Source organism: Arthrobacter cupressi (genome assembly GCF_900099975.1).
Lineage (GTDB): Bacteria > Actinomycetota > Actinomycetes > Actinomycetales > Micrococcaceae > Arthrobacter > Arthrobacter cupressi.
In genome coordinates this window covers 17,783-42,312 of record NZ_FNEI01000010.1, presented here as the reverse complement: position 1 = coordinate 42,312, position 24,530 = coordinate 17,783, and the positions used below count along the sequence as shown (strand labels likewise).

The 24,530-nt window shown below is 67.7% G+C and carries 26 protein-coding genes and 1 pseudogene; 15 read left to right on the top strand and 12 right to left on the bottom strand.

What is annotated here, in order from left to right; genetic code table 11:
- Positions 1 to 58: 58 nt before the first annotated feature.
- The gene (locus tag BLP88_RS12385) at positions 59 to 1,486 is read left to right on the top strand and encodes a class I adenylate-forming enzyme family protein (protein WP_074589607.1); all 1,428 of its coding nucleotides are present in this window, start codon (positions 59 to 61) and stop codon (positions 1,484 to 1,486) included.
- Entirely contained in the window at positions 1,458 to 2,693 is a 1,236-nt protein-coding gene (locus BLP88_RS12380; RefSeq protein WP_084111154.1) for a thiolase family protein, read from the top strand. The genes BLP88_RS12385 and BLP88_RS12380 overlap by 29 nt, the downstream gene beginning before the upstream one ends.
- A 10-nt stretch (positions 2,694 to 2,703) precedes the next feature.
- Here BLP88_RS12380 and BLP88_RS12375 read toward each other — a convergent pair whose 3' ends face one another.
- Genes BLP88_RS12375 through BLP88_RS12365 form a run of 3 tightly spaced genes read right to left on the bottom strand, consistent with a single transcriptional unit; the run spans position 2,704 to position 4,665 of the window.
- Positions 2,704 to 3,327, bottom strand: coding sequence for an energy-coupling factor transporter transmembrane component T family protein (locus tag BLP88_RS12375; RefSeq protein WP_074589605.1), 624 nt, complete (start codon positions 3,325 to 3,327; stop codon positions 2,704 to 2,706).
- Entirely contained in the window at positions 3,324 to 4,037 is a 714-nt protein-coding gene (locus BLP88_RS12370) for an energy-coupling factor ABC transporter ATP-binding protein (protein ID WP_074589603.1), read from the bottom strand. The genes BLP88_RS12375 and BLP88_RS12370 overlap by 4 nt, the downstream gene beginning before the upstream one ends.
- 19 nt (positions 4,038 to 4,056) lie before the next feature.
- Positions 4,057 to 4,665: a biotin transporter BioY gene (locus BLP88_RS12365; protein WP_074589602.1), complete on the bottom strand. Its 609-nt coding sequence runs from the start codon at positions 4,663 to 4,665 to the stop codon at positions 4,057 to 4,059.
- A 270-nt stretch (positions 4,666 to 4,935) separates the two neighbouring features.
- Between BLP88_RS12365 and BLP88_RS12360 the strand changes: the two genes are divergently transcribed.
- Positions 4,936 to 6,534: an ABC-F family ATP-binding cassette domain-containing protein gene (locus tag BLP88_RS12360; protein WP_074589600.1), complete on the top strand. Its 1,599-nt coding sequence runs from the start codon at positions 4,936 to 4,938 to the stop codon at positions 6,532 to 6,534.
- A 70-nt stretch (positions 6,535 to 6,604) separates the two neighbouring features.
- On the opposite strand, the gene BLP88_RS12355 is transcribed toward BLP88_RS12360, so the two are convergent.
- From BLP88_RS12355 to BLP88_RS12340, 4 genes are read right to left on the bottom strand one after another with little or no spacing between them, the layout of a single operon-like run.
- A complete protein-coding gene (locus BLP88_RS12355) occupies positions 6,605 to 7,093 on the bottom strand; it encodes a YbaK/EbsC family protein (RefSeq protein ID WP_074589598.1) in 489 nt (162 codons plus the stop codon).
- Positions 7,077 to 7,931, bottom strand: a complete 855-nt coding sequence (locus BLP88_RS12350) for an SURF1 family cytochrome oxidase biogenesis protein (RefSeq protein WP_074589597.1) — start codon at positions 7,929 to 7,931, stop codon at positions 7,077 to 7,079. Before BLP88_RS12350 ends, BLP88_RS12355 begins: the two co-directional genes overlap by 17 nt.
- Positions 7,932 to 8,189 (bottom strand): hypothetical protein, encoded by a 258-nt coding sequence (locus BLP88_RS12345; protein ID WP_074589595.1) that lies wholly within the window; start codon positions 8,187 to 8,189, stop codon positions 7,932 to 7,934.
- A complete protein-coding gene (locus tag BLP88_RS12340; protein ID WP_373366901.1) occupies positions 8,186 to 8,653 on the bottom strand; it encodes a DUF3099 domain-containing protein in 468 nt (155 codons plus the stop codon). The genes BLP88_RS12345 and BLP88_RS12340 overlap by 4 nt, the downstream gene beginning before the upstream one ends.
- 212 nt (positions 8,654 to 8,865) lie before the next feature.
- Here BLP88_RS12340 and BLP88_RS12335 point away from each other — a divergent pair, with 212 nt between their 5' ends.
- From BLP88_RS12335 to BLP88_RS12320, 4 genes are all read left to right on the top strand, one after another.
- Positions 8,866 to 9,588, top strand: coding sequence for a beta-ketoacyl-ACP reductase (locus tag BLP88_RS12335; protein WP_074589591.1), 723 nt, complete (start codon positions 8,866 to 8,868; stop codon positions 9,586 to 9,588).
- 142 nt (positions 9,589 to 9,730) lie between these two features.
- Positions 9,731 to 10,480 (top strand): SDR family oxidoreductase, encoded by a 750-nt coding sequence (locus tag BLP88_RS12330; RefSeq protein ID WP_074589589.1) that lies wholly within the window; start codon positions 9,731 to 9,733, stop codon positions 10,478 to 10,480.
- 122 nt (positions 10,481 to 10,602) lie between these two features.
- Positions 10,603 to 10,986: a DUF6153 family protein gene (locus tag BLP88_RS12325; RefSeq protein ID WP_074589588.1), complete on the top strand. Its 384-nt coding sequence runs from the start codon at positions 10,603 to 10,605 to the stop codon at positions 10,984 to 10,986.
- Between the two features lie 75 nt (positions 10,987 to 11,061).
- Entirely contained in the window at positions 11,062 to 11,709 is a 648-nt protein-coding gene (locus tag BLP88_RS12320) for a DUF305 domain-containing protein (RefSeq protein WP_074589586.1), read from the top strand.
- An 80-nt stretch (positions 11,710 to 11,789) separates the two neighbouring features.
- Here BLP88_RS12320 and serB read toward each other — a convergent pair whose 3' ends face one another.
- The gene (gene serB / locus BLP88_RS12315; RefSeq protein WP_074589585.1) at positions 11,790 to 12,683 is read right to left on the bottom strand and encodes a phosphoserine phosphatase SerB; all 894 of its coding nucleotides are present in this window, start codon (positions 12,681 to 12,683) and stop codon (positions 11,790 to 11,792) included.
- Positions 12,684 to 12,795: 112 nt separating this feature from the next.
- Between serB and BLP88_RS12310 the strand changes: the two genes are divergently transcribed.
- Genes BLP88_RS12310 through BLP88_RS12300 form a run of 3 tightly spaced genes read left to right on the top strand, consistent with a single transcriptional unit; the run spans position 12,796 to position 15,329 of the window.
- Complete coding sequence (locus tag BLP88_RS12310) at positions 12,796 to 13,581, top strand: ABC transporter ATP-binding protein (RefSeq protein WP_074589583.1); 786 nt, start codon at positions 12,796 to 12,798, stop codon at positions 13,579 to 13,581.
- A gap of 50 nt (positions 13,582 to 13,631) precedes the next feature.
- Positions 13,632 to 14,417: a sulfite exporter TauE/SafE family protein gene (locus BLP88_RS12305; protein ID WP_074589582.1), complete on the top strand. Its 786-nt coding sequence runs from the start codon at positions 13,632 to 13,634 to the stop codon at positions 14,415 to 14,417.
- A gap of 24 nt (positions 14,418 to 14,441) precedes the next feature.
- A complete protein-coding gene (locus BLP88_RS12300; RefSeq protein ID WP_074589580.1) occupies positions 14,442 to 15,329 on the top strand; it encodes a TrmH family RNA methyltransferase in 888 nt (295 codons plus the stop codon).
- A 187-nt stretch (positions 15,330 to 15,516) separates the two neighbouring features.
- On the opposite strand, the gene BLP88_RS12295 is transcribed toward BLP88_RS12300, so the two are convergent.
- A complete protein-coding gene (locus BLP88_RS12295) occupies positions 15,517 to 16,902 on the bottom strand; it encodes an NAD(P)-binding protein (protein WP_175453547.1) in 1,386 nt (461 codons plus the stop codon).
- A gap of 56 nt (positions 16,903 to 16,958) precedes the next feature.
- Here BLP88_RS12295 and BLP88_RS19170 point away from each other — a divergent pair.
- A pseudogene (locus tag BLP88_RS19170) lies at positions 16,959 to 17,066 on the top strand (TrmH family RNA methyltransferase); the annotation flags it as partial.
- 24 nt (positions 17,067 to 17,090) lie between these two features.
- Here the strand turns inward: BLP88_RS19170 and BLP88_RS12285 are convergent.
- The gene (locus tag BLP88_RS12285) at positions 17,091 to 17,756 is read right to left on the bottom strand and encodes an ArsR/SmtB family transcription factor (RefSeq protein ID WP_074589576.1); all 666 of its coding nucleotides are present in this window, start codon (positions 17,754 to 17,756) and stop codon (positions 17,091 to 17,093) included.
- Positions 17,757 to 17,918: 162 nt separating this feature from the next.
- Here BLP88_RS12285 and BLP88_RS12280 point away from each other — a divergent pair, with 162 nt between their 5' ends.
- The 4 genes from BLP88_RS12280 to lplAB all read left to right on the top strand — a co-directional run bounded on the left by BLP88_RS12280 (position 17,919) and on the right by lplAB (position 21,303).
- On the top strand, positions 17,919 to 18,347 hold the full coding sequence (locus BLP88_RS12280; RefSeq protein ID WP_245679856.1) for a hypothetical protein: 429 nt from the start codon (positions 17,919 to 17,921) through the stop codon (positions 18,345 to 18,347).
- Positions 18,348 to 18,405: 58 nt separating this feature from the next.
- Positions 18,406 to 19,680, top strand: a complete 1,275-nt coding sequence (locus BLP88_RS12275; RefSeq protein ID WP_074589573.1) for an MFS transporter — start codon at positions 18,406 to 18,408, stop codon at positions 19,678 to 19,680.
- 175 nt (positions 19,681 to 19,855) lie between these two features.
- A complete protein-coding gene (locus tag BLP88_RS12270; protein ID WP_074589571.1) occupies positions 19,856 to 20,113 on the top strand; it encodes a type B 50S ribosomal protein L31 in 258 nt (85 codons plus the stop codon).
- A 98-nt stretch (positions 20,114 to 20,211) separates the two neighbouring features.
- The gene (lplAB, locus tag BLP88_RS12265; RefSeq protein WP_074589773.1) at positions 20,212 to 21,303 is read left to right on the top strand and encodes a lipoate-protein ligase LplAB; all 1,092 of its coding nucleotides are present in this window, start codon (positions 20,212 to 20,214) and stop codon (positions 21,301 to 21,303) included.
- A 14-nt stretch (positions 21,304 to 21,317) separates the two neighbouring features.
- On the opposite strand, the gene BLP88_RS12260 is transcribed toward lplAB, so the two are convergent.
- Together BLP88_RS12260 and pepN are read right to left on the bottom strand one after the other, a co-directional pair.
- Entirely contained in the window at positions 21,318 to 21,608 is a 291-nt protein-coding gene (locus tag BLP88_RS12260; RefSeq protein ID WP_074589569.1) for a hypothetical protein, read from the bottom strand.
- 131 nt (positions 21,609 to 21,739) lie between these two features.
- Positions 21,740 to 24,361: an aminopeptidase N gene (pepN, locus tag BLP88_RS12255; protein WP_074589567.1), complete on the bottom strand. Its 2,622-nt coding sequence runs from the start codon at positions 24,359 to 24,361 to the stop codon at positions 21,740 to 21,742.
- Positions 24,362 to 24,530 lie beyond the last annotated feature (169 nt).

Here is a 24,530-nt window from a genome sequence, read left to right as displayed (position 1 = left end):
GCCAACCATAGAACGTCACGGAGGGCGGGCAAGGGGCGGCGGAGGCTAAAATGCTGGGGTGCCTTTCCTGAACAAGCTTCAGCTCTGGGCCGACGAGCGTCCCGACGACACCGCCGTCGCCGTGGGCGGCAAGCGGCTGACCTGGGCGCAGCTGCGCGACGATGCGACGCTGCGGCTCGACGAGACCCCCCACACCACCGTGCTGGCGGAAGCCAACTCGCTGCAGTTCGTGGTGTCCTATGTCGCTTCCGTCGCCGGCGCGCGCCGCTGTGCCGTGCTGGACCCGCTCTGGCCGGCGCCGATGATCGAGGAAGTGTCCAGGCGGATCGGCCCCGCCAGCGGGGTTCCCGGGGCCGGACTTGTTGACGGAGCCGGACTTGTTGACGGACCAGAGCTTCTTGATGGGCCGGGCGACGCGGACTTCCTGGTGGGCCTGACCTCCGGCACCACCTCCGTGCCGAAGGCCTTCACCCGTACGCGGAGCTCCTGGCAGCAATCCTTCGACGCGTCCGTGGAATTCTTCGCCCTGGACCAGGACGACGTCACCCTGGCGCCCGGACCGCTGGCCGCGAGCCTGAACCTGTACGCGCTGTCCGAATGCCTGTACGCCGGGGCCACCTTCCACACCTTGGAGCATTTCGACGTCGGCGACGCCCACGCGGCGATCGCCCATGACGGCATCACCCGCCTGGTCCTCACGCCCACCGTGCTGCGGCTGCTCAGCGAACGCGGGCTGGCCGGGGCCGTGGACGCCTCCGGGATCCGCAGCATCATCTGCGCCGGCTCCAAGCTGGACGCCCGCACCCTCGAGGCGGCCCGGCGCTGGGCGCCGAACGCGGCGATCTTCGAATACTACGGTGCCTCCGAACTCAGCTTCGTCTCCGGCACCTGCCTGGCCGCGGGGGAGCCGCTCGACGCCAGCGGCACCGGAATCGGCGGACCGTTCCCCGGCGTCGAACTCTCCATCCGGGACGACGCCGGCGCCGAACGGCCGCCGGGCGGGCACGGCAACATCTGCGTGCGCAGCGGCATGGTCTCCAACGGCTACCTGTGGGGCGACGACGGCCACGCGCTGCGTTCCTTCGGCGACTGGTACACGGTGGGGGACCAGGGCTACCTGGAGGACGGGGTGCTGCACATCCTGGGCCGGCGCTCGGACATGATCCTCTCTGCCGGGCGCAACGTCTATCCGCACGAGGTCGAGCTGGCCCTGGCTGCGGTGCCCGGCGTCTCCGCGGCGGTCGCCGCCGGCATGCCGGACGAACTGCGCGGCCAGCGCGTGGTCGCCGGAATCCTGCCGGCCTACGGGGCGGTCACCGCCACCCAGATCAGGACCTCACTGGACGGGCTGCTGGCCCGGGAGAAACGCCCGCTTCAGTACTACTTGCTGTCAGAACTTCCTGTCACGGACCGCGGCAAAGTCAGCCGCCGGGTGTTCCTGGAATGGATCGCGGAAAATGACCCACGGGTCCGGATCCTTGGCTGAGCACACGGTGCCGGCCCCGGTGGCCGCTCAGGACCCGGCACAGCAACCCGTCATCATCGCGGCCCTGCGCACCCCCGTCTGCCGCGCCGGCGGGCAATTGAAGTCGCTGCGCGCCGAGGAACTGCTGGCTCCCGTGCTGCGCTCACTGCTGGACACCACCGGCATCGGCGGGCCACAGGTCAGCGACGTTGTGATCGGCAACGCCGTGGGCGGAGGCGGCAACCTGGCGCGCCACGCCGCCCTGCTGGCCGGACTGCCCGTGGGCGTGCCGGGCATGGTGGTGGACCGGCAATGCGGTTCGGGGCTGGATGCGATCGTGCTGGCGTCACGCCTGCTCGCCGCCGGCGGGGACGGCATCTACCTTGCCGGCGGGGTCGAGAGCATCAGCACCGCACCGTTGCGTGCCTACCCGGGCCGCGAGCCGGGGGAGGCCCCGGAGTTCTATACCCGGGCACGCTTCGTGCCCCCGCAGTTCGGCGATCCGGACATGGGCGTCGCGGCCGAAAACGTGGCCCGCGAGTACGGGATCAGCCGCGAACGGCAGGACAGCTTCGCCCTGCGCAGCCACCGCCGCGCCATCGAGGCGCGGGAGGCCGGGCGTTTCACCGGCGAGATCGTCCCGCTGCCGGCCGCCGGGGCAACCGTGAGGTCCGACGACGGTCCCCGCCGCACCCTCAGCCCCGCCCTGCTCAAGCGGTTCCCCGCCGCTTTCGTCCCCGAGGGAACCGTCACCGCCGGGAACTCATGTTTCGACGCCGACGCCGCCTCCGCCGTCGTCATCACCTCACTGCGCCGCGCCCGCGAACTTGGGGTGCGGGACGCGCTGCTGGTGCTGGGCAGCGACACCGGCGGGGTCGATCCGGAGCTGCTGGGCATCGGTGCCGCCGGCGCGGCGGCGCGGCTGCTCGAACGGCAGGGGGTGACGGCTGCCGGGGTGGACCTCGTGGAATTCAACGAAGCGTTCGCCGCCCAGGCGGTCGCGTGCCTCGACGCACTGGGGATCGATCCGGAACGGGCCAACCTCGACGGCGGCGCCCTCGCCCTGGGCCACGGCTACGGAGCCTCGGGCGCAGTCCTCGTCACCCGGCTGCTGGCGCAGGCCCGGGCACTTCCCGCGGATGATGGGCGGGATCCGCTGGCGCTGGCGATGATCAGCATTGCCGGTGGCATGGGCACGGCCGCGCTATTCAGGTACCTGCGGTTTTAGCGGCCGCCGTTTAGTCCCCGGCGTCGCCGAGCCCCCGGGCAGCCAGTGCGTCACCCGTCTGCCGGGCGTAGGCCACCGTGGAAATGAACACCGGTAGCACCAGGGCCCGCGGGTTATGCTCCAGGCCCCGGGCCCGCGCGGCGTCGCGCACGTCGGCGAAGGTGCCCGCGATGAAGGGGATGCTGCGCAGCATCACGGCGATCGTCAGGGCGAAGCGCTCCGGATCGGCCCCGAAACGGCGGAAGGGGCGGGCGAGTCCGGCGACGCCGTCGAGCAGGTCCTGCACGGGGGTCGTCGCGGTCAGCATGGACGCGGCCACCACGCACACGAGCACGTTCAGGACGATCCGCGCGGCCGTCGGGCCGCCGAGCTGCCACCACTGGAACAGGCCGATGAACAGCAGCACCGGCGCCATCAGCCACAGCGCGCGGAGCAGGCGCCGCACGCCCGCGCCGCTGAGCAGGAACAGCCCGCACATCACGGCAAAGACCACGGCCGAAACCAGCCAGTCAACGATCAGGAAGGACGCGGCACCGCAGCCCGCCACAAGCAGGAACTTCGCCCACAGCGGGGTCCGGTGGAGCAACGAGTTCCCGGGAACATGGTTGGCCAGCAGGAAGCCGTGGCCCCTCACGGCGCGTCCTCGAACGACGCCGCGCACAGCGCGCGGTAATGCGCGACGGCGGCTGCCGGGCCGCCGTCGAACACGACCCCCGCGTTGTCCACCACGAGGACGCGGTCCATGTCGAGGGCCAGCTCGAGGTCGTGCGTGGACATGACCACCTGCTGCGGCAGGGCCGCGACGGTGCGGCGGAGTAGTTCCTTGTTCCGCAGGTCCAGCAGCGTCGAGGGTTCGTCCAGGACGAGGACGGCGGGATCGACCGCCAACACGACGGCCAGGGCGAGCAGCTGCCGCTCGCCGCCGGAGAGCTCGTAGATGCTCTGGTCCGCCAGGTGCAGCAGGCCAAAGCGGTCCAGCACGGCTTCGGCCCGGCGGGCCCGTTCGGCGGCGTTCTTCACGCTGCGGCGCAGGGAGAGCTCCACGTCCTCGCGGCCCGTGGGCATCACCAGCTGGGACAGCGGGTCGGTGAAGACGAAGCCCACCTGGCAGCGGACCTGGCGCCCGTGGTCCGCCGTGCCGGCCCCGTTGACCCGCACGGTGCCTTCGCTGGGCAGCACAAGGCCGTTGAGCAGGCGCAGCAGGGTGGACTTGCCGGAGCCGTTGGCGCCGATCACCCCGATGCGGCGTTCCGGCAGTTCCAGGTCCACGCCGCGGAGCAGGGTTTTCGGTTCGTCCCGGCCGTCCACGGTGACCCGGACGGACACGTCCTTCAGCTCAATCATGCTGTTCTTGGGTGGCTGGTTACTTGACGCGGCGGACCAGCAGGTCCGGGAATGCCTTGTGCAGCGAAACGGCGATGATCGCGGCCAGGACGTTCTTGATGGTGTCGCCGGGGTAGTAGACCAGGTCGGCGAGGAAGGCCTTGCCGAAGTCCAGCTTGCCGTTGACCATCATGCCGAGCACACCGAGACCGTGGACCAGGACGATGCTGCTCACCATGGCGGCGGCGAAGAAGAACAGCGCGCGGTACTTGACCGTCTTGCGGATCACGACGGCGGCCAGCCAGCCCGTTGCGGCCGCTGCCAGCGGAAAGGCGATGATGTAGCCGGCGGACGGACCGGCGAGGATCCCCAGGCCGCTGCGCCCGCCGCTGAAGATCGGCAGCCCGGCCAGGCCCAGGAGCACGTATAGCCCGACGGCGGCGAAGCCGCGCCCGGCGCCCAGCACCAGGCCGGTGAGCATGATGATGAGCATCTGGATGGTGATCGGCACACCGAGGGCGCCCACCGGGACGCCGGGGACGAAAGCGGACGCCGCCACGAGTGCGGCGAAGACGGCAATCAGGCCGAGGTCGGTGGCTGTCCATTGCTTGCGTGCCTGCGGGCGGGTGGCGGTGCTGTTCTGGCTCATTGCGGTCCTGTCGGTTAAAACCTGGGTGCGGGCGGGTTCCCTTTCTTTCGAGAGTAGTGGGGCGGGGCGGCGCCGTTTTTGGAGGCTTCGGACAAGCCGCCCGCCGCCGCTTTGTCAGGCAGCGCACAAAACGCCGGTCCCCGCCGGTTTGTGCCTGCGCGGCCGCCGCCGGGCGGCCCGGTAGACTTGGACGGGCCGTGTTCGCGGCCCTCCCCGCTGCCGGCACGTTTCGCTGGATCGCGGCGTCCCCGTTGAAAGGCACCCGAAGAATTGATCACCGTCCAGGAACTCGAACTCCGCGCCGGCGCCCGCCTGCTGATGGACCAGGTCAACTTCAGGGTGGACAAGGGAGACAAGATCGGGCTGGTGGGCCGTAACGGCGCCGGCAAGACCACCCTCACCCGGGTCCTCGCCGGGGAAGGGCTGCCCGCCGCGGGCAAGGTGACCCGCAGCGGTGAGATCGGCTACCTGCCGCAGGACCCCCGCACCCCGGACATGGAGCAGCTCGCCAGGGACCGGATCCTCTCCGCCCGCGGCCTGGACATCGTGGTCGGGAAGCTGAAGAAGGCCCAGGCCGAAATGTCCAGCGAAGACGCCGCCGTGCAGCGCAAGGCGATGGCCCGCTACGACCGGCTTGAGGCAGAGTTCCTGGCCGGCGGCGGCTACGCGGCAGAAGCCGAGGCCGCGGCCATCTCCTCCAACCTGGCCCTGCCGGAGCGTATCCTCAACCAGCCGCTGAAGACCCTCTCGGGTGGCCAGCGGCGCCGCGTGGAGCTGGCACGGATCCTGTATTCGGACGCTGAGACCCTGCTCCTGGACGAACCTACCAACCACCTCGACGCGGACTCGATCTCCTGGCTGCGGGACTTCCTGAAAAGCCACCAGGGCGGCCTGATCGTCATCAGCCACGACGTGGAACTCCTCGAGGCCACGGTGAACAAGGTCTACCACCTGGACGCCAACCGGGCGCAGATCGACTACTACAACATGGGCTGGAAGCGGTATTTGCAGCAGCGCGAAACCGATGAGCGCGCCCGCAAGCGCGAACGCGCCAACGCCGAGAAGAAGGCCCAGGTACTGCTAGACCAGGCCAATAAAATGCGCGCCAAGGCCACCAAGGCCGTCGCCGCACAGAACATGGCCAAGCGTGCCGAGCGGCTCCTCAGCGGCCTGGAAGCTGTCCGCGAGCAGGACCGCGTGGCGGCCCTGCGCTTCCCGGAGCCCGCACCCTGCGGCAAGACTCCTCTGACCGCCGAGGGCCTGAGCAAGTCATACGGCTCGCTGGAGATCTTCACCGACGTAGACCTCGCCATCGACCGCGGCTCGAAGGTGGTCATCCTGGGCCTCAATGGTGCCGGCAAGACCACCCTGCTGCGGATGCTGGCAGGCGTCGACAAACCCGATACCGGGGACATTGTTCCGGGACACGGGCTGAAAGTCGGCTACTACGCCCAGGAGCACGAAACCCTGGACCATGACCGGACAGTGCTGGAGAACATGCGCTCGGCCGCGCCGGACATGAAGGACGCGGAGGTGCGCGGCATCCTCGGCTCGTTCCTGTTCTCCGGTGACGACGTCGACAAGCCCGCCGGCGTGCTCTCCGGCGGTGAAAAGACCCGCCTCGCGCTGGCCACCATCGTGGCCTCCAGCGCCAACGTGCTGCTGCTGGACGAACCGACCAACAACCTCGACCCCGCCAGCCGCTCCGAAATCCTGGGCGCACTGCGCAACTACACCGGCGCCGTCGTGCTGGTCAGCCACGACGAGGGCGCCGTGGAGGCGCTGAACCCGGAGCGCGTGGTGCTGCTGCCGGACGGCGTCGAGGATCTCTGGAACTCGGACTACCTGGACCTGATCACCCTGGCTTAGTCACCCAACTGACTCGCAGTTGTTGTCGTTTTGAGCGCTCAAAACGACAACAACTGCGAGCTACTTGGGCTCAGCGCACGCGCAGCGGCTCGGCCGAGGTAATCCGGGCGAGGTCGCGGTAACTGATCGAGAACATCGACGAATGGTCTCCCGCCCCGGCCCACAGCAGCGGATGCCGCTCGAGGGACTCATCCAGGAGGGTGCGGATCCGTTCCGGGTGGCCCACGGGGGCGACGCCGCCCACTTCCTGGCCCGTGTGCTGCAGGACGAAGTCCGGGGTGGCCCGGCGGATCCTTCCGCCACCCAACTGGGCGGACACGAGCGCCGTGTCCACCCGCGCGGCGCCGCTGGCGAGGATCAGGAGGGGGCCGCCGTCGAGCTCGAAGACCAGGCTGTTGGCGATCGCGGCGACGTCGCACCCCAGCTGTTCCGCCGCGGCCGCCGCCGTGGGAACGCCCGCGCCAAAGAAGCGCACGGTGTCCGGAAGACCTGCGGCCAGGAGGGCGCTGCGGACCCGGTCCACGGGCGGAGCGGCAGGGGTGTCAGTAGCCTTGGGCATCAAGGATCGCGTCTTCCTCTTCCTCGGACGTGCGGCGCTTGGACTTCCGCGCGGGCTTTCCGGCGGCCTTCACCCGTGCGGCCGCGCCGAAGTCGTCGTCCTCGGCATCGATCCGCGCATTGCGGGCTTGCTGGCGGGCGGCATAGCCGAAGCCCACGAACATGAGCACGCCGAACGCGAACCACTGCAGGGAGTAGGACAGATGCGTGCCTTCTTCCGTGGCCGGCTTGGGGAACCCGACGGGCATCGACGCCGGTGCCGGGGTCTCGCCGGCCAGCTGGCCGTAGGCCCCGGTCATCAGGGGGTAGGGGAGTTCAGCGGCGAAGCCGGCCAGGTCAATGGAGGCGAGCTGGCCTTCGACGGCGCCGCGGTCCAGTTTCGCTTCGCCCGGCTTGAGGCGTACGACGACGGTCACGTCGCCGGAGGGCGGGGCCGGGATGCTGTCCGGCCGGCCGGGGGTCTTGTTGCCGATCGGCAGCCAGCCGCGGTCGACGACGACAGCGTCTCCGCTTTCCAGGCGGAGGGGGACCACCACTTCGTACCCGGGCTGGCCGTTGAGCGGACGGTTCCGCACGATCCGCTGGCCGGCGACGTCATAACGGCCGCGGAGTTCCACCTGCGTCCATTCCTTCTCCGGGTCCAGGGACTGGAACTGGGCCTTGGCCTCGCTGAAGGGGATGGGTGTGGCGGAGTAGTTGCTGACCACCCGGTTGATTTCGGCGAGGGTTTCGGCGCGCCGGTCCATCTGCCAGCGCCCCAGGAAGACGCAGGCGGTGGCGAAAATCAGGGCCAGGACGAAGTAGCCCAGCCATTTGCTGGAGAAAAGGAAGCGGTACATTCAGTGGTTTCCGTCCTGGTCCGGGCCGCCGGTGAAGGGGACGGTTTCCTTCCAGAGCCCGCGGGTCTGCAGGTAGTCCTCAAGCCAGCCGCGGTGTTCGGTGCAGGAGAGCCACACTTTGCGCCGTTCCGGGGTGTGGATCCGGGGGTTGTTCCACAGCAGCTGCCAGCTTGCCTCACTGCGGCAGGCTTTGCGGGAACAGATGGCGGGGGCGTTTTCGGGGCCGGCGGCAGGTGAACCCGGGAAGAGGAGGTTCACGAGGCGGCCTGCCCGCGGTTGTCCTCGGGCGTGCCGGGCTCGTCGACGATTTCGCCTTCCAGGATGGTCATCGGCTGTTCGGACTCCGCTTCCTCTTGTGTGGCGGACTGTGTGCCGCTTTCCTGCATCCGGTCCGTACTTTCGATTTCGGCCGCGGGGACGTAATCCAGCAGCGCATCGCTGTGGATTTCTGCCTTGTCACTGCCATTGGCGATGACCACCGCAATCCACGGCAGGAAGACCGCGCCTGCCACCGCGACGAGCTTGAACCAGCCGTCCACCACGAAGATGAGGATGATGCACACCATACGGATGCCCATGGCCACGGCGTACTTGATCATCCGCTCGCGCATGTCTTCCGAGTGCGCCGCGGCGGCGTCCGTAATGCTGTGCACTTCCGGGGACTCGGATTCCGGCGCCGGGCTTCCGGCCCCCCGGTCCACGGGGCGGTCATGTCTTGTCACAGCTTGTTCACCACGCTCCAAATGCTCCCTTCAATTCTCTCACCATGGCACGGGGCGCCCAAACCGCGCCAAGCCGCCCCAGCGCCGTCACGTCCGCCGCCGCCCGGTATGCCTTTCCGCGGGGGCGCGGGCCCGCGGCTAAGATCGATCGGGGAAAACATCCTTCTTCACAGTGCGGCATCTTCCTGCCGCGGGATCACGGAGCACAGAGCATGTCTGAAACAGCAAACGGCCGGAGCGTACTCATCACCGGTGGCAACCGCGGAATCGGCCTGGCCATCGCCGAGGCTTTCCTTGCCAACGGTGACAAGGTCGCCGTGACATACCGCAGCGAGTCCCCGCTTCCCGAAGGCATCCTCGGCGTCCGTGCCGACGTGACGGACGAAGCTTCCCTCGACGCCGCGTTCAAGGAAGTCGAAGCCGCTCACGGCCCGGTGGAGGTGCTCGTCGCCAATGCCGGCATCACCAAGGACACCCTGCTGCTCCGGATGAGCGAAGACGACTTCACCTCCGTGCTGGACACCAACCTCACCGGCGCGTTCCGCGTGATCAAGCGCGCCTCCAAGGGCATGATCCGCCTGCGCAAGGGCCGCGTGGTGCTCATCTCCTCCGTGTCCGGCCTGTACGGCGCCCCCGGCCAGATCAACTACTCGGCCTCCAAGGCCGGCCTGGTGGGCATCGCCCGCTCCCTGACCCGCGAACTCGGCAGCCGCGGCATCACCGCGAACGTCGTGGCGCCGGGCTTCATCAACACGGACATGACGGCCGAGCTTCCCGAGGACACCCAGAAGGGCTACCTGGCGAGCATCCCGGCCGGCCGCTTCGCCGAGGCCACCGAGGTCGCCAACGTGGTGCGCTGGATCGCCAGCGACGAAGCCGCGTACATCTCCGGCGCCGTCATCCCGGTGGACGGCGGCCTGGGCATGGGCCACTAGGAGCCCACCTTTGCGCTGCCGGTCCTGCCGCCTGAGCGCCGCCTCTTTCTGTGGAATACCCACAAAGGGAAAACGGCCCTGCGCTGGCATGATGGATACCGGACCCACACTGTTTTGGACGTCATGAACAAAAGGAGCCCGAATGGGAACGCTCGACAACAAGACCGCAATCGTCACAGGATCCTCGCGGGGCATCGGCGCTGAAGTTGCCAAGATCCTCGCCGGCGAGGGTGCCGCCGTCGTGGTCAACTACCGCCAGAAGGCCCCGCGGGCCAACAAGGTCGTCGCCGGGATCCAGGAGGCCGGCGGCCGCGCCGTGGCCGTGGGCGCCGACCTGACCTCGGTGGAGGGCGTGCACGCACTGGCCAGCGCGGCGATGGAAGAGTTCGGCTCCCTCGACGTCCTGGTGCTGAACGCCTCTGGTGGCATGGAGTCGGGCATGGGCGAGGATTACGCGCTCAAGCTCAACCGCGACGCCCAGCTGAACATGCTGAACGCGGCCATTCCGCTGATGGCGGAGGGCTCCCGCGTGGTGTTCGTGACCAGCCACCAGGCGCACTTCATCGACACCGTCCCCACCATGCCCGAGTACGAGCCGGTGGCACGCAGCAAGCGCGCCGGTGAGCTGGCGCTGCGGGAACTGCTGCCGAACCTTGCGGAGAAGGGCATCACCCTCGTGGTTGTGTCCGGCGACATGATCGAAGGCACCGTCACCGCGACCCTCCTCGACCGCTCCAACCCGGGCGCCATCGAGGCCCGCCGCGCCGAAGCCGGCAAGCTGTACTCCGTCGAGGAATTCGCGGCCGAGGTCGCGAAGATGGTGACCGCCGACGTCGAAAGCGGCCACACGGAGTACGTTGGCGGCGCCGACTACTTCGGCAAGGGCGCCTAGCGTTCCCCTCATCCCGCGAAAGGAGCCCCGGATGGCCAGTGCCGCCCGGGGCTCCTTTCATTGCGCTTCATACCCCCTGGGGGTATCGTAAAGGGTGTTTGGAACCACAGGAGGAGGCATGCATGCGGGCACTGGCAGCCAGGCTGGCGCTCCTGCTTGCCGTGGCCTCGGTGCTCACCGGGTTCCTGGGCATGCATGCGTTCAGCGGCCATGCCGCCGGGCACGCAGCCCACGCCGTGAGTGCCGACTCCCTGGACGTGCATCGGGGCGACGTTGTGGAGTCCCCGGACGCCGCCGGTTGCGGCTGCGGGACCCCGTGTTCGGGGGCCCCGGAGACACATCCGTCCTGCGTGCCGTTGCCCGGCACTATGACGCTGGACGCTCCGGCCGGGTCATCGTTGGTGCTTCCGGCAGCCCCGCCGGTCATGCACGTGCGGGCAGTCGGAAACGTGGCCGGGCATGCCCGCAGCCCTTCCCTGCATGAGTTGTGCATCAGCCGGTGCTGAGCGGCTCCGTCGCGGCCGCCCGCGGGTAGCCGCCAACAGCACCGACCTGTACCTCAGCAGACAAGGATCACCGTAATGACAAATCCCGCAATCACCACTTTCCGGAATGCATTCACCAAACCCCGCACCGCAGCCGCGGCCGTGCTTTTTGCCGCCGGACTCACCCTCACCGCCTGCGCGGGCGGCACGGGAGGCAGCACCCCGACGGGCAGCGGGCACGACGCCGGTACGCACCAGCAGGGACAGTCGCCTGCCGCCGGGCACAACGCAGCGGACACCGGCTTCGCGCAGGCCATGATCGTTCATCACCAGCAGGCCCTCACCATGAGCGAAAGCATGCTCGCCAAGAAGGGCATCCCGCAGTCCGTCACCGCGCTGGCACAGCGGATCAAGGATGCCCAAGGTCCGGAGATCACCAGCATGACAGCATGGCTCACGTCCTGGAACGAGCCTGTGGAAATGCCCAGCGGACACACCGGCCACTCCATGGAGGGCATGCTCAGCGAAGAGGAACTGGCCAAGCTGGACGCTGCACAGGGCAGGGAAGCGGCAAGGATGTTCCTCACTCAGATGATCGCCCATCACGAAGGCGCGGTCAGCATGGCCGAGGACGAAGTGGCGAACGGCAAGGACAGCGCCGCGGTGGCGCTGGCCAAGCAGATCATTACCGCCCAGCAGGCCGAGATCAAGGAAATGCAGGACATGCTCGCCACCCTTGGCTGAGGGCCCTTCACAAAGAGAAGGCCGCGGTCCCTCCCGCAGGGGAGTGGCCGCGGCCTTCTGCCGTGCTCGGGAAACCAGGCTCAGACGCCGGCGATGTGCCGGACCGCGTCCAGGTAGGGCATGTTGATGGCGGCGTCGGCCACGGCGCGGACCGCCGGCTTGGCGTTGAACGCGACGCCAATCCCCGCGGCGCCGAGCATGTCCAGGTCGTTGGCGCCGTCCCCCACGGCGATGGTGTGTTCCAGGCCGATGCCCTCGGCGGCCGACCACTGGCGCAGGTACTTCTCCTTGGCCGCGCGGTCGATCACCTCGCCGAGCACCCGGCCGGTCAGCGCGCCGTCCACGATTTCCAGCTCGTTCGCAATCCAGTAGTCCAGACCCAGCTCCTCGGCGATCGGGCGCAGGATCTGGTTGAAGCCGCCGGAAACCACGGCCACCGCATGGCCCGCGGCCTTGAACGCCGCCACGAGCTCCGCCGCCCCCTCGCTGAGGCGCACCTCCGCGCGGACGGAATCGACGACGTCGGCCGGCAGCCCGGCGAGCACGGCCACCCGGGCATGCAGGCTCTGGGCGAAGTCCAGTTCACCGCGCATGGCCGCCTCGGTGACGGCCGCGACTTCCTCGCGCTTGCCCGCGTACGCGGCCAGGAGCTCGATGACTTCCTGCTGGATGAGCGTGGAATCGACGTCCATGATCAGCAGTTTGCGGGGCGCCTGGCGCAGGCTTTCCGGAACAAGGGCCGTGTCCATGCCGGCGCCCGCGGCGTCGGCCAGCAGGCGGCGCAGTGGCGTCAGGTCATCGGAGAGGCCGTTCTCCACCGCGAGGCCCACCGTGTACACGCTGAAGCGGTCGTCCCCGGAGCGGGCCTCGGAGGTCAGGGAAGCGCCGGCGGAGGACAGCACCTTCCGCAGGTTTTCCAGCTCCACGGGGGACAGATTCACGCCATAGCTGACGGCGGTCACGTTCGAACTCATGGCTGCAATCTTAGCCAGCGCGGCAGGGCACCCCGAATTCCGTATGACGTCCCGTCGTATGACTGCCGGCCGGTTATCAATCGGCCCGGATTTTGTCCTAGTGTCTATTCCTATGAGTGATGTTCTTGAACTGACTTCTGTCAGCGTCGTCCGGGGTTCCAAGACACTGCTGGACAAGGTGGACTGGCAGGTCAACGACGGCGAACGCTGGGTTGTCCTCGGCCCCAACGGCGCAGGCAAGACCACTCTCCTCCAGATCGCCGCCGCCCGCCTGCACCCCAGCAGCGGAACGGCCGGGATCCTCGACGAAACCCTCGGCCGGGTGGATGTCTTCGAGCTGCGCCCGCGCATCGGCTTCTCCTCCGCTGCCCTGGCCAGCCACATTCCCGAACACGAGAATGTCCTGAACGTCGTGGTCACCGCCGCGTACGGTGTGACCGGCCGCTGGCAGGAAGGCTACGAGCGCGACGACGAACGCCGCGCCTTCGCCCTGCTCAACGACTGGGGCATGGGCCCGCTCCTGAACCGCACCTTCGCCTCCCTGTCCGAGGGGGAGCGCAAGCGCGTGCAAATCGCCCGCGCCCTCATGACCGATCCCGAGCTCCTGCTCCTGGACGAGCCGGGCGCCGGCCTGGACCTCGGTGGACGCGAGGAACTGGTGCATCGGCTCGCCGAACTTGCCGGCGACGAGGATGCCCCCGTGATGGTCCTGGTCACCCACCACCTTGAGGAGGTCCCGCCGGGCTTTACCCACGCCATGCTGCTGCGCGACGGCGGTGTGGTCGCCGCAGGGCCTATCGAGGAAGTCCTCACCGCGGAACACCTCAGCACCACCTTCGGCGTGGACCTGGATGTCACCGAGAACGCGGGGCGCTATACGGCCACCGCGCGCCGCTGACCCGGCAGCCTCCTGCACAGCGGACATAGAAATAAGCGGATACCGAAATAGTGGAACTTCTCAGCGGCCTCATTACCTTTATCGCCGGTCTGTGGGCCGGCACCATCAACGCAGTGGTCGGTTCCGGCACGCTCGTGACCTTCCCGGTGCTCATCGCCCTCGGCATCACCCCCGTGGTGGCCTCGATGAGCAACGCCATGGGCCTCGTGGCCGGTGCCGCGGCCGGCGCATGGGGCTACCGGCGCGAACTCGCCGGCCGCGGACGGCAGCTGCTTCAACTGCTCCCGGCCTCCCTGCTCGGCGGTATCACCGGCGCTTGGCTGCTGCTGCACCTGCCGGAGAAGGTCTTCCATTACGTCGCACCTGTGCTGCTGGTGCTGGCGCTGCTCATGGTGATTTTCCAACCCCGGCTGCAGGCCTGGGTGCGGCGCCGCGAGGAAAACCCCGAGCACGCCATCAAGGACAAGAACCATGGCGTGCTGCTGGTGGTGCTCGTGTACTTGGCAGGCGTCTACGGCGGGTACTTCGTGGCGGCCCAGGGCATCCTGCTGGTGGGCATCCTCGGCGTGTTCATGACCGGCACCATCCAGAACGCCAACGCCATGAAGAACTTCCTGGTGTTGGGCGTGAACATGGTGGCCGCCGTGTCTTACATGCTGTTCGCCTTTGACCGGATCAACTGGATTGTCGTGGCCCTGATTGCCGTCAGCTCGACCATCGGCGGCCTGGTGGGTTCCAAAGTGGGCCGCCGGCTGCCACCGACGGTGCTGCGCGGAGTCATCTTCATCCTCGGCCTGGTGGCGCTCGGCTTCATGGTCGCCAACCTGCTGAAATAGCCTCCTGCTGAAAGACCCTGGCCGGTGACCTTCCATTACCTTGAATCCGCGGACGACCCGCGGGTGTCCGACTACACCCAGCTCACCGACGTGCACCTGCGCAAACTCCGCGAACCGGAGGAAGGCATGTACATCGCCGAATCCTCCCGCGTGCTGCGCCGGGCCCTGGCCGCGGGCCACCAACCGCGTTCATTCTTCCTCGCGGAGAAGTGGCTTGAAGACCTCGACGACATCTTCCGGCAGTTCCCGGACGTCCCGGTCTACATTGGGCAGGCAAATCTGCTGGAAGAAATCACCGGCTTCCACCTGCACCGCGGGGCCATGGCAGCCATGCACCGGCCCGCGCCGGTTCCGCTGGAAACGCTGCTGGCCGATTCCAGGCGCGTGGCCGTGCTGGACGCGGACCACACGAATGTGAGTGGTTCCAAAAGACGAGGGCAGGAAACCGCTGAACTACGGGGACGATCGAGAATCGCGGTCCTTGAGAACCTTACCGATCACACAAATGTAGGTGCGATTTTCCGCAGCGCCGCAGCCATCGGTGTCGACACTGTCCTGGTCTCGCCCCAGTGTGCCGACCCGCTCTACCGGCGCTCCATCCGGGTGTCGATGGGCACTGTGTTCCAGGTGCCGTGGACCAGGATCGAATCATGGCCTGGAGACCTCGAGGTCCTCAAGGAAGCAGGCTACTTCGTGGCCGGCATGTCGCTCGGCGAAGGTGCCATCACGCTTGATGAGCTGGTCGCCCAGGACCATCAGAACCTCGCGCTGGTCTTCGGCACCGAGGGCGAGGGATTGCGACCTGAGACCGATCAGGCGCTCGACGCGCGGGTGACAATTCCGATGATGAACGGCGTTGATTCGCTGAATGTCGCGGCGTCTTCGGCTGTGGCGTTCTACGCGACCAGGTAGCAGCTGAGCGTGACTGCAACCATCTGACCGCGGCGAGCATCACCTGCTCTTCGTCTGCCGTCCCGGAGCCGGGAAGACCATGCCGGCCCAAAAGGCCTGACTACAGCCCTCTGCAAAGGCACATCCCACCCAGGGGCACCCTTGTCATACCGCGGTCCCTCAACATCGCCGGCTGACGGTGGCCGGGTCACGCCGAGGCGATGAGGCGGGGGAGGTTGGAGAGCGCACCGGCGGCATGGGCTCGGCTGCGCTCCCGAGCCTCGGGGATGCGTGGGTCGTCGGCGTATCGCTCCAGCTCGGCGAAGGGATACAGCCGGCTTGTGCGCGACCAGGCGGACACCGCCGGATGCTGGCCGCGTGCCCGGGCGTTCGCCATCAGCGCGGCGTAGGCGATGAGGAAGTCGACATTCCGATCCCAGAGGTGCAGCGGGCGGCACAGCTTGTTCTTCTGGTCGTCGTCGTGGAGTTCGGCTTCGACGACGCCAAGCATCGCGTACTGGAACGAGACGGTGCCCCAGAACATCGGCTGAAGCGTGATGCGGCCCGGTTCGAAGATCGGACGAAGTGGCGGCCGGACGAGCCCCGACGCGGCGCAGTGGAGGTGCAGCGTGTCGCGTGTCGTCGGGATGACACCCTCGTCGAGGATGATGCGGTCGCGCTCGACAGCACGCACGTGGCCGAGGCGGACGACATCCTCGATTTGCCGGAGGAGAGCGATCTCGGCTTCTCCGACGATCGCGCCGTGGAACATCGTGGGTGGCACCGAGGGATCGACCCGCAGCAGGATTCCCTGTTCGTCGAGCCGTGCGAAGAGATCGTCAATCGTCGTCGCTTGGGCCATGGCCTCGATCTGTGCGGCGTTCGCGACGTACTGCTCGACGACTTGGTCGTGCGGCTGCAGGTAGCGTCTATTCGGCCACCAGCCCTCGCGCGGTTTGATCCACGTGAGGTCGGCGGGATCCACACCCCGCTCGAGAAGCCACACACACGTGTCGAGCGCGGTCTTTCCCGCGCCGATCACGGTGAAGCGTCCGGCCGGGTGGGCGAGTCGGGCGAGCCCACCGGTGGGGATGCAGCGGACTCCCTCGGCCACGGCGAACGGCGGGGCGGAGGTGGCGGGGATGCGGCCCTCAAGATACCTGGCATCCACCACGCGGCGGCGCACGGTGACGGGCACGGTGCGGCCGTCCAGGCGGGAGACGATCCGACCCTCGTCAACGAACTCGCACTCGGGCAGGTAGACTACACGACCGGTCGGCAGGAAGACCCGCGTCATCGCCTCTTCGAAATGCGCGCAGATCTCGCTCGGGCCGGCCAGCTCGTACATGCCTGCGTTCGTGCCGTTGACGTCGCGCCTGTCGGCTCCGAATGGCACGGATTCGACGCCGTAGAGGTTCGCGGGCTGGTGCAGCCGGACGAACGGATATGCGTCCTGCCAGTGTCCCCCGGGCGCGTGCCGACGATCGACGATCGCCACCGTGGCATCCGAATGGGCGAGGATCCGGTCGGTGAAGACCATCCCCGCTGTCCCAGCGCCGACCACCAGATAGTCGGCTTCGATGCGCCCGCGCACGCACTTACAGTAAACCCGGCCGTCTGTGCAGGGGAATCCTCCGGTGCGCAGGTACATCCGCCGTCGACCTCGCGGTCAAGATCCCGATGCGCGCGGGAGTGGATTCCCTCAACGTCGCCGCCGCGTCCGCAGTCGCGTTCTGGGAACTCCGTCCGCGCGACTGAAAAGCCGTGGAACCGGTGAGCCGGTCACGTGGCCGACTCCACGGGCAGCCCGGCAGCTTTCCACTCCGGGAAACCTTCTTCGAGTCGCATCGCCCGGCGCCCGTCGTCGCTAAGCTCACGCACGGCGTCGTCCGCGTAGACGCAGTAAGAACCGCGGCAGTAGGCAACGATGTCGCGACCTTCGGGAATCTGGCTCAACCGGGCCTTCAGGTGGTCAACAGGGACTGAAAGGGCGCCCGGGATATGTGCTGCGTCGTACTCGGGGCGCGGCCTGACGTCGAGAACGACAACATCGCCCTGCTTCAGCCGCCGCTGCAGCTCGTCTCGGTTGATGGTGCCGAGGCTGGTTCGGTCACCCAGATAGGAGAGGGCAAGCGCCCCCAGCTCGCCCGCGTGCGCCTCGGCCGTTTCCCGCAGCGCCCGCCATAGCCGCTCGACCGCGGGCCCCGCCAGGGAATAGTAGATGCGGGTACCCGATCTCCTGGAACTGATCACGCCTGCACGCAGCAAGCGCTGGAGATGCTGGGAGGTGTTGGCGACGCTCTGGCTGATTTCCACGGCCAGCTCCTCCACGGACCGCTCGCCCTGGGCAAGGACGTCCACCAGCTCCGCCCTCCGACCGTTCCCCAGCGCCCGCGCGGCTTCAACAAGGACGTCGAAGAGCGCTTCCTTGGCCCGATGGTCTCCCATGTCCACTCCTTCCGTTAGGCTATTCAAGAACTCTCTTGACAAAAGTATGTCATCGGGAGTGTTATTCAAGAACCTACTTGAATAAGAAAGGGGGCGGTGGCAATGGCCACCATCCACAGTCCACAAAAACAGCAGTCCCGCCTACGCGCAGGTGCCGCCCTCATGGCAATCGCAGGACTCGGATTCGTTGGATACGCCGCGATCTTCTTCGTGCTCAATTTCACGGACACCTTCCTCGAGCTCGGGATCGGCCCCGACCAGGTCGACAAGGGCAAAGACGAGATCGAGGCCTTCAGCCCGCAGCTGTACCACTACATCAGCCACCTGCACATCGCAGTCAGCGGCTTCATCGCGGCCGCGGGACTAGCCGTCGCGGCCCTGTCCTGGTACGGGGTACGTCGCGGTGAGCGGTGGGCCTTCGCCACGGCCGTCGTGGTGCCGGTCGTCGGCCTCGGCGTTGCCCTGCCTGCCCACTACCCCTGGGGCCTGGCGACCATCGGGCACCTTGGCCTGATTTACCTCGCCGTCCTCATCTTTTTCGCAGGAGTCGTACTGGTATTCACAGCAATGAGGGCCCCCGCGAAGGCGTAATGCTGCGCCGGCTGCCATCGGCGGTTGCTATCGGCGCGAACACGCCGGACTGGAGGAGATCACGGACCCCAGATCGCATAAGCACTCCTCGAAACAAAGGCCGGTCCTGGGGCTGCGTCAGAACCTGGGCCAGTTCACCCTGCTCATCGCCGTCAACGCTTTAGTTGGCGGCACCCTCGGCCAGGAAAGGACTATCCTGCCACTCCTGGCCAGCGACATCTTCCATCTCGACCGCTACACCAGTGCCCTGACCTACATACTCGCCTTCGGGCTGTCCAAGGCAGCGATGAACTACTTCGCCGGGACCCTTTCAGACCGGTACGGCCGCAAGCCGGTCCTCCTGGCGGGATGGCTGGCAGCAGTCCCCGTTCCATTCATGCTCATCTACGGACAGGACTGGGCGTGGATCGTCGGGGCGAACGTGCTGCTGGGCATCAGCCAGGGACTGACATGGTCCACGACCGTGATGATGAAGTTGGACCTCGTCGGCCCGTCCCTAAGGGGGCTCGCCATGGGCCTAAACGAGGCGGCGGGCTACCTGGGCGTCGCGGCCACCGCCCTGGCCACCGGCTACCTCGCCTCGGCATACGGCCTCCGACCAGTCCCGTTCCTGCTCGGTGCGGTCTTCATTGCGCTCGGCCTGGGGCTGTCCGTCGTCACTCTACGCGAGACCCGTGGCCATTCCCTCGTCGAGGCCCGCGCCCATGTCGATGCCCACGTGCACGCCCATGGCGGGCTTACCGACCTGCAGGTCTTCACCCTAACCAGCTTCCGTGACCGGTCCCTCTCCGCGGTCAGCCAGGCCGGCATGGTGAACAACCTCAACGACGGCCTCGCTTGGGGCCTCTTTCCAGTCCTGTTTGCGGGCGCCGGGCTGAGTCTTGGCCACATTGGTCTCCTGGCGGCGGCCTATCCCGCCATGTGGGGCGTCGGGCAGCTCTTCACCGGGGCGGCCTCGGACCGGTGGGGGCGGAAATGGCTCATCGTGGCCGGCATGTTTACCCAAGCGGTGGGATTGGGAATTACTGCCGCCTCACACGGATTCGGGCCGTGGCTGGCCGCAGCGGTGCTCCTCGGGCTGGGGACGGCGATGGTGTACCCGGCGTTGCTCGCCGCGATCGGCGACGTCTCACACCCGGCCTGGCGGGCCCGGTCCGTCGGCGTCTACCGGCTCTGGCGCGACGGCGGTTTCGCGGTCGGGGCGCTCCTCTCCGGGCTCCTCGCGGACGTGTACGGGATCCCCGCCGCCATCGCTGCCGTCGCCGCGGTGACTGCCGCATCCGGACTCTTGGTCGCCCTCCGCATGCGCGGCAACGACCACGCACCAAGATAGGGGAGTTACGGCTGGCCTGAATTCGGCCGCTCCGGTTCGCTAGTTCCCGCCGCTTCCGCTAGGATTGTTTGTTGGCCCGGAAGCCGCGGAACGTTCACCGTCCGCCGGTGCACGGACCACCTCCATTCATACCTGGCAGCTGGCAAAATCCAGCTGCGCGAACAAAGGTCCAATTATGAAGTCTGATATCCACCCGAAGTACGAAGCTGTTGTTTTCAACGACCTGGCTTCCGGCGTCAAGTTCCTGACCAAGTCCACCGTGTCTTCTTCCAAGACCATCGAGTGGGAAGACGGCAACACCTACCCGGTCATCGACGTCGAAATCTCCTCCGAGTCCCACCCGTTCTACACGGGCAAGCAGCGCATCATGGACTCCGCAGGCCGCGTCGAGCGCTTCAACGCTCGCTTCAAGGGCTTCGGCGCCAAGAAGTAATCGACTTCATCCAAGTCGCCTGGCAAAGCCCGCGTCCCGCCAAGGGATGCGGGCTTTGTTGTTAATAGGCGCAGGCATTTTCAGGCAGGATGGTGGACATGACTTCCCGCCTTGCTTCCCCCGATTCCGACGCCGGCCGCCTCCACGGCGAGTTCAAGGTTCCCGGCGGCAAGCTGGTCGTCGTGGACTGCCACGTGGCGGACGGCAAGCTCGCGGAGGTCTCCGTCAGCGGCGACTTCTTCCTGGAACCCGACGAAGCGCTCCAGGACATCAACCGCGCGCTGACCGGACTGCCGGCAGAGTCGACGCCGGGCGACCTGGCCGCCGCCGTGACCGCGGCCCTGCCGGCCGACGCCATCCTCTTCGGTTTCTCGGCAGAAGCGGTGGCCATCGCCGTCCGCCGGGCTCTGTCCAAGGCCACTGGCTGGCTGGACCATCAGTGGGAGGTGATCCCGCCGTCGGTCCTTCCCACGCACCTGAACGTCGCCCTCGACGAAGTCCTCACCGAGGAAGTCGGTGCCGGCCGCCGCAACCCCACCCTGCGCTTCTGGGACTGGGAAGAGCCGTCCGTGGTGATCGGCAGCTTCCAGTCGATGCGCAACGAGGTGGACCCTGCTGGCGTGGAGAAGCACGGCATAACGGTGGTGCGCCGCATCAGCGGCGGCGGAGCGATGTTCATGGAGGCAGGCAACTGCATCACCTACTCCCTCTACCTCCCGCAGACCCTGGTGGACGGCATCAGCTTTGCCGACTCCTACGCCTTCCTGGATGCATGGGTGATGGCGGCACTGGAGAAGCTGGGGATCACGGCCTTCTATGTGCCTTTGAACGACATCGCCACGGAGCAGGGGAAGATCGGCGGGGCCGCGCAGAAGCGCCTGGCCAACGGCGGCATGCTCCACCACGTCACCATGAGCTACGACATCGACGCCGACAAAATGGTGGAGGTGCTGCGGATCGGCAAGGAGAAGCTCTCCGACAAGGGCACGAGGAGCGCGAAGAAGCGGGTGGACCCGCTGCGCCGGCAAAGCGGCCTGCCCAGGGACGCCATCATCAAGGCGATGCAGGACGTCTTCACCGAACGGTATGGCGCGCTTGAGTCGCGCATCACCGACGCCGAACTCGCCGCCGCGCAGGAGCGTGTGCGGAGCAAATTCGGCACCGATGACTGGCTGTTCAGGATTCCTTAGCTACCTTCGGGACGCTACTCCTCCTCGGGGAAGGCCTCCGGGTACGGGAAGAGGTGGCCGTTGCAAAGCAGGCTCGGGCTGGGCACCTCGGCCTTGAATCCCGCCTTCACGATCTGGCCGTAGGACTGCACGCGGCCGCCCTCCACGGGATCGTCCGGAACATCGTTCAGGCCGGAGAACGAACAGATGGAGTTGGCATGCTCGGGGCCGCGTTCAACCTGGCCCTGGGCCGACGCCGGTGCTGCCGTAAGGCCCACAAAGGCCAGGGTGCACACGGCTGCCGTGAATAGGGATTTCCTGCGCATGGCTGTTCCTCATTCCTTCGCTGGATGGCTGGTGCACGCGATCCTACTGAGGGGCGCCGGGCCCGAACACCGTGGTTGGTACTCGATTAACCCGGCAATTGAGCCCGCGCTACTCGCTTTTCCCGGGCAGGCTACTTGGCCGGGACAGCGGACGGCACCGCCTGGGCCCGCAGCGCCCGCAGCAGGTTGTCGCGCTGCTCCAGGACAATCCGCCGCAAGGCCCGCGGCGCCTCCGCGTGCGCTGCCAGCCACGTGTCGGTGCGGAGCAGGACCGGGTGTTCCTCCGGATCAGTTCCCTCGGTCAGGTCCTGCCCGGCCGGGAACAGCCCGCGTACGATCCGTCCGGCGATCTCGATGCTGCGCTCCCGCCACACCCGCTCCAGGCAGTCGAAGTACGGTTCGATATAGCCGTCCAGCGCGCCGGCGGGGGCGGTCATGAATCCGGCGATCGTGGCGCCCAGGAGCTCGTTGGACAGTTCCGTGGACTCCACGGCGGCCTTCCAGGCAGCGGCCTTCACCTCGGCATCGGGGCGGGCGGCCGAGGCCAGGGCGTGGCCCTCGCGTCCCGACGCCGTGTTGTCCTTGGCCAGCTCGGCGTCGAGTTCCTCTGCGCTTGCCTCACCCTGCGCGGCCAGGGCCTGCCACAGGCTCCAACGCAGCTCGGCATCCACTGCCAGCCCCTCGAGCTGTTCGGCGCCGGACAGCAGGCCGCGGAGCAGGCCAAGCTGGCTTCCGTCGTGCCGGGACAACCCGGCGAGTGTGCGGGCCCAGGCGAGCTGCTGGTCGGACCCCGGCACCGAATCCCGGAGCCTGGCCGCGGCCGTGCCGAGCAGCCCGCTGCGCACCGCGTGGCGTTCCGTTGCAGGCACGTAGCGTTCCACCGCGGTGGCGGCGTTGCCCAGAACGGTCAGCAGCACGCCAATGCCGCTTTCCGCCGGGGCGAAGCGTTCGACGGCGGCCACGTACAGGGCCGCGGGCGTCGCAGCGTCCCGCGCGGAGTCCCACAGCACGGTCCAGCACAGTGCCCGTGCCATGGGGTCCTCGATGCGGTCCAAGGCTTCTCGGACGGTGGCCTCGGAGCCGGCATCGAGGCGCACCTTGACGTAGCTGAAGTCGTCGTCATTGACCAGCAGGAGGGCGGGGCGGGGCTTGCCGGCGAGGCCCGGCACCGGGGTGAGCGGTCCGTCGGCGTCGAGCTCCACGCTGTCCGTCCGGCGCAGCGCACCGGAGCCGCCGTCGAAATCGTAAAGACCAAGCCGGAGCCGGTGCGGCCGGTGCTCCTGCCGGCCCGTCACGGGATCCACCGAGGTCTGACGCAGCAGCACCGGGCCGATGGTGCCGCCGGGCCCCTCGGCGATCTCCGCGCTGAGGGTGGAGATGCCAGAGGTTTGCAGCCATTGCCGGCTCCAGCCGCCAAGGTCCCGCCCTGAAGCCGTCCCGAGCGCCGCGAGCAGGTCCGCCAGGGAGGTGTTGCCGAAGGCATGCCTGCGGAAGTATTGCCGCGAACCGGCGATGAAGGCGTCGAAGCCGACGTACGCCACGAGCTGCTTGAGCACCGAGGCGCCCTTGGCGTAGGTGATGCCGTCGAAGTTCTGCTTCGCCGCTTCCAGGTCCGGGATGTCCGCGACGATCGGGTGGGTGGTGGGCAGCTGGTCCTGCAGGTAGGCCCAGGCTTTTCGCTTGTTGGCGAAGTTCACCCACGCCGACTCCCACCGGGTGGCGCGGTCCACCCCCAGGGTCCCCATGAAGTCGGCGAAGGATTCCTTGAGCCACAGGTCGTCCCACCAGCGCATGGTCACCAGGTCGCCGAACCACATGTGCGCCATCTCGTGCATCAGGGTGTTCGCGCGGGCCTCGTACTGCGCGTCGGTGGCACGGGAGGTGAAGACGTACTTTTCGGTGAAGGTCACCAGGCCCGGGTTTTCCATGGCCCCGAGGTTGTATTCGGGCACGAAGGCCTGATCGTACTTGCCCCAGGGGTAGGGGTAGTCGAAGAGCCTGTTGAAGAAGTCCAGGCCGGCCTTCGTCAGCGTGAACAGTTCCGCCGCGTCGAAGGATTCCGCCAGCGACGCGCGGCAGTAAAGGGCTAGCGGCACCTCAAGGCGCGTGCCGTCGTCGAGCACCGTGCTCCAGTGGTCCTCCGCGCGGAAGTACGGCCCCGCCAGCACCGAGGTGATGTAGGTGGACATCCGCTTGGTGGCGGCGAAGTCCCAGGTGCTGGTGCCGGCGTCGCCGGGCAGCTCCCTGCGGTTGGATTCCGCGCTGTTGGACACCACATGCCAGTCGGACGGCGCCGTGACGTGGAAGGTGAACTCCGCCTTCAGGTCGGGCTGCTCGAAATTCGCGAACACGCGCCTCGCGTCCGCCGGTTCGTACTGGGTATAGAGGTAGCACTTGCCGTCCGCGGGGTCGAAGAAGCGGTGCAGGCCTTCGCCGGAGCGACTGTAGAGCGCGGTGCCGGTGACCACCACCTCGTTCTCGGCGGCCAAATCCCTCAACAGTATCCGGTTGCCGTCGACGACGGCGGCCAGGTCCAGTTCGGTGCCGTTCAGCAGGACGCTGTGCACTCCGCCGTGGATGAAGTCCAGGAACGTGTCCGCGCCGGGCGCCGCCGAGAAGGCGATGGAGGTGCGGCTGGTGTAGCCCTCGACGGCGGCATCGGCCGCGTGCCGGACATCGAGTGAAACGTCGTACCGGTGGGCGGTCACCAGGGCGGAACGGGCGGCTGCTTCAGCGCGGGTGAGGTTCGACACTCAATTATCTAACCACGCAACGGCGCGCCTGATGCTGCGGCGGGGGCGCCCGTGGCAAGGCGGCACGCAGGTATATATTGGCAGCTACGGGGCCGGGGAATTCCGGACGAAGCGCTCATTCCGGAAGCCGGCTCCGCAGCGGTGAGGACGTGAAGTACGTCACACAACC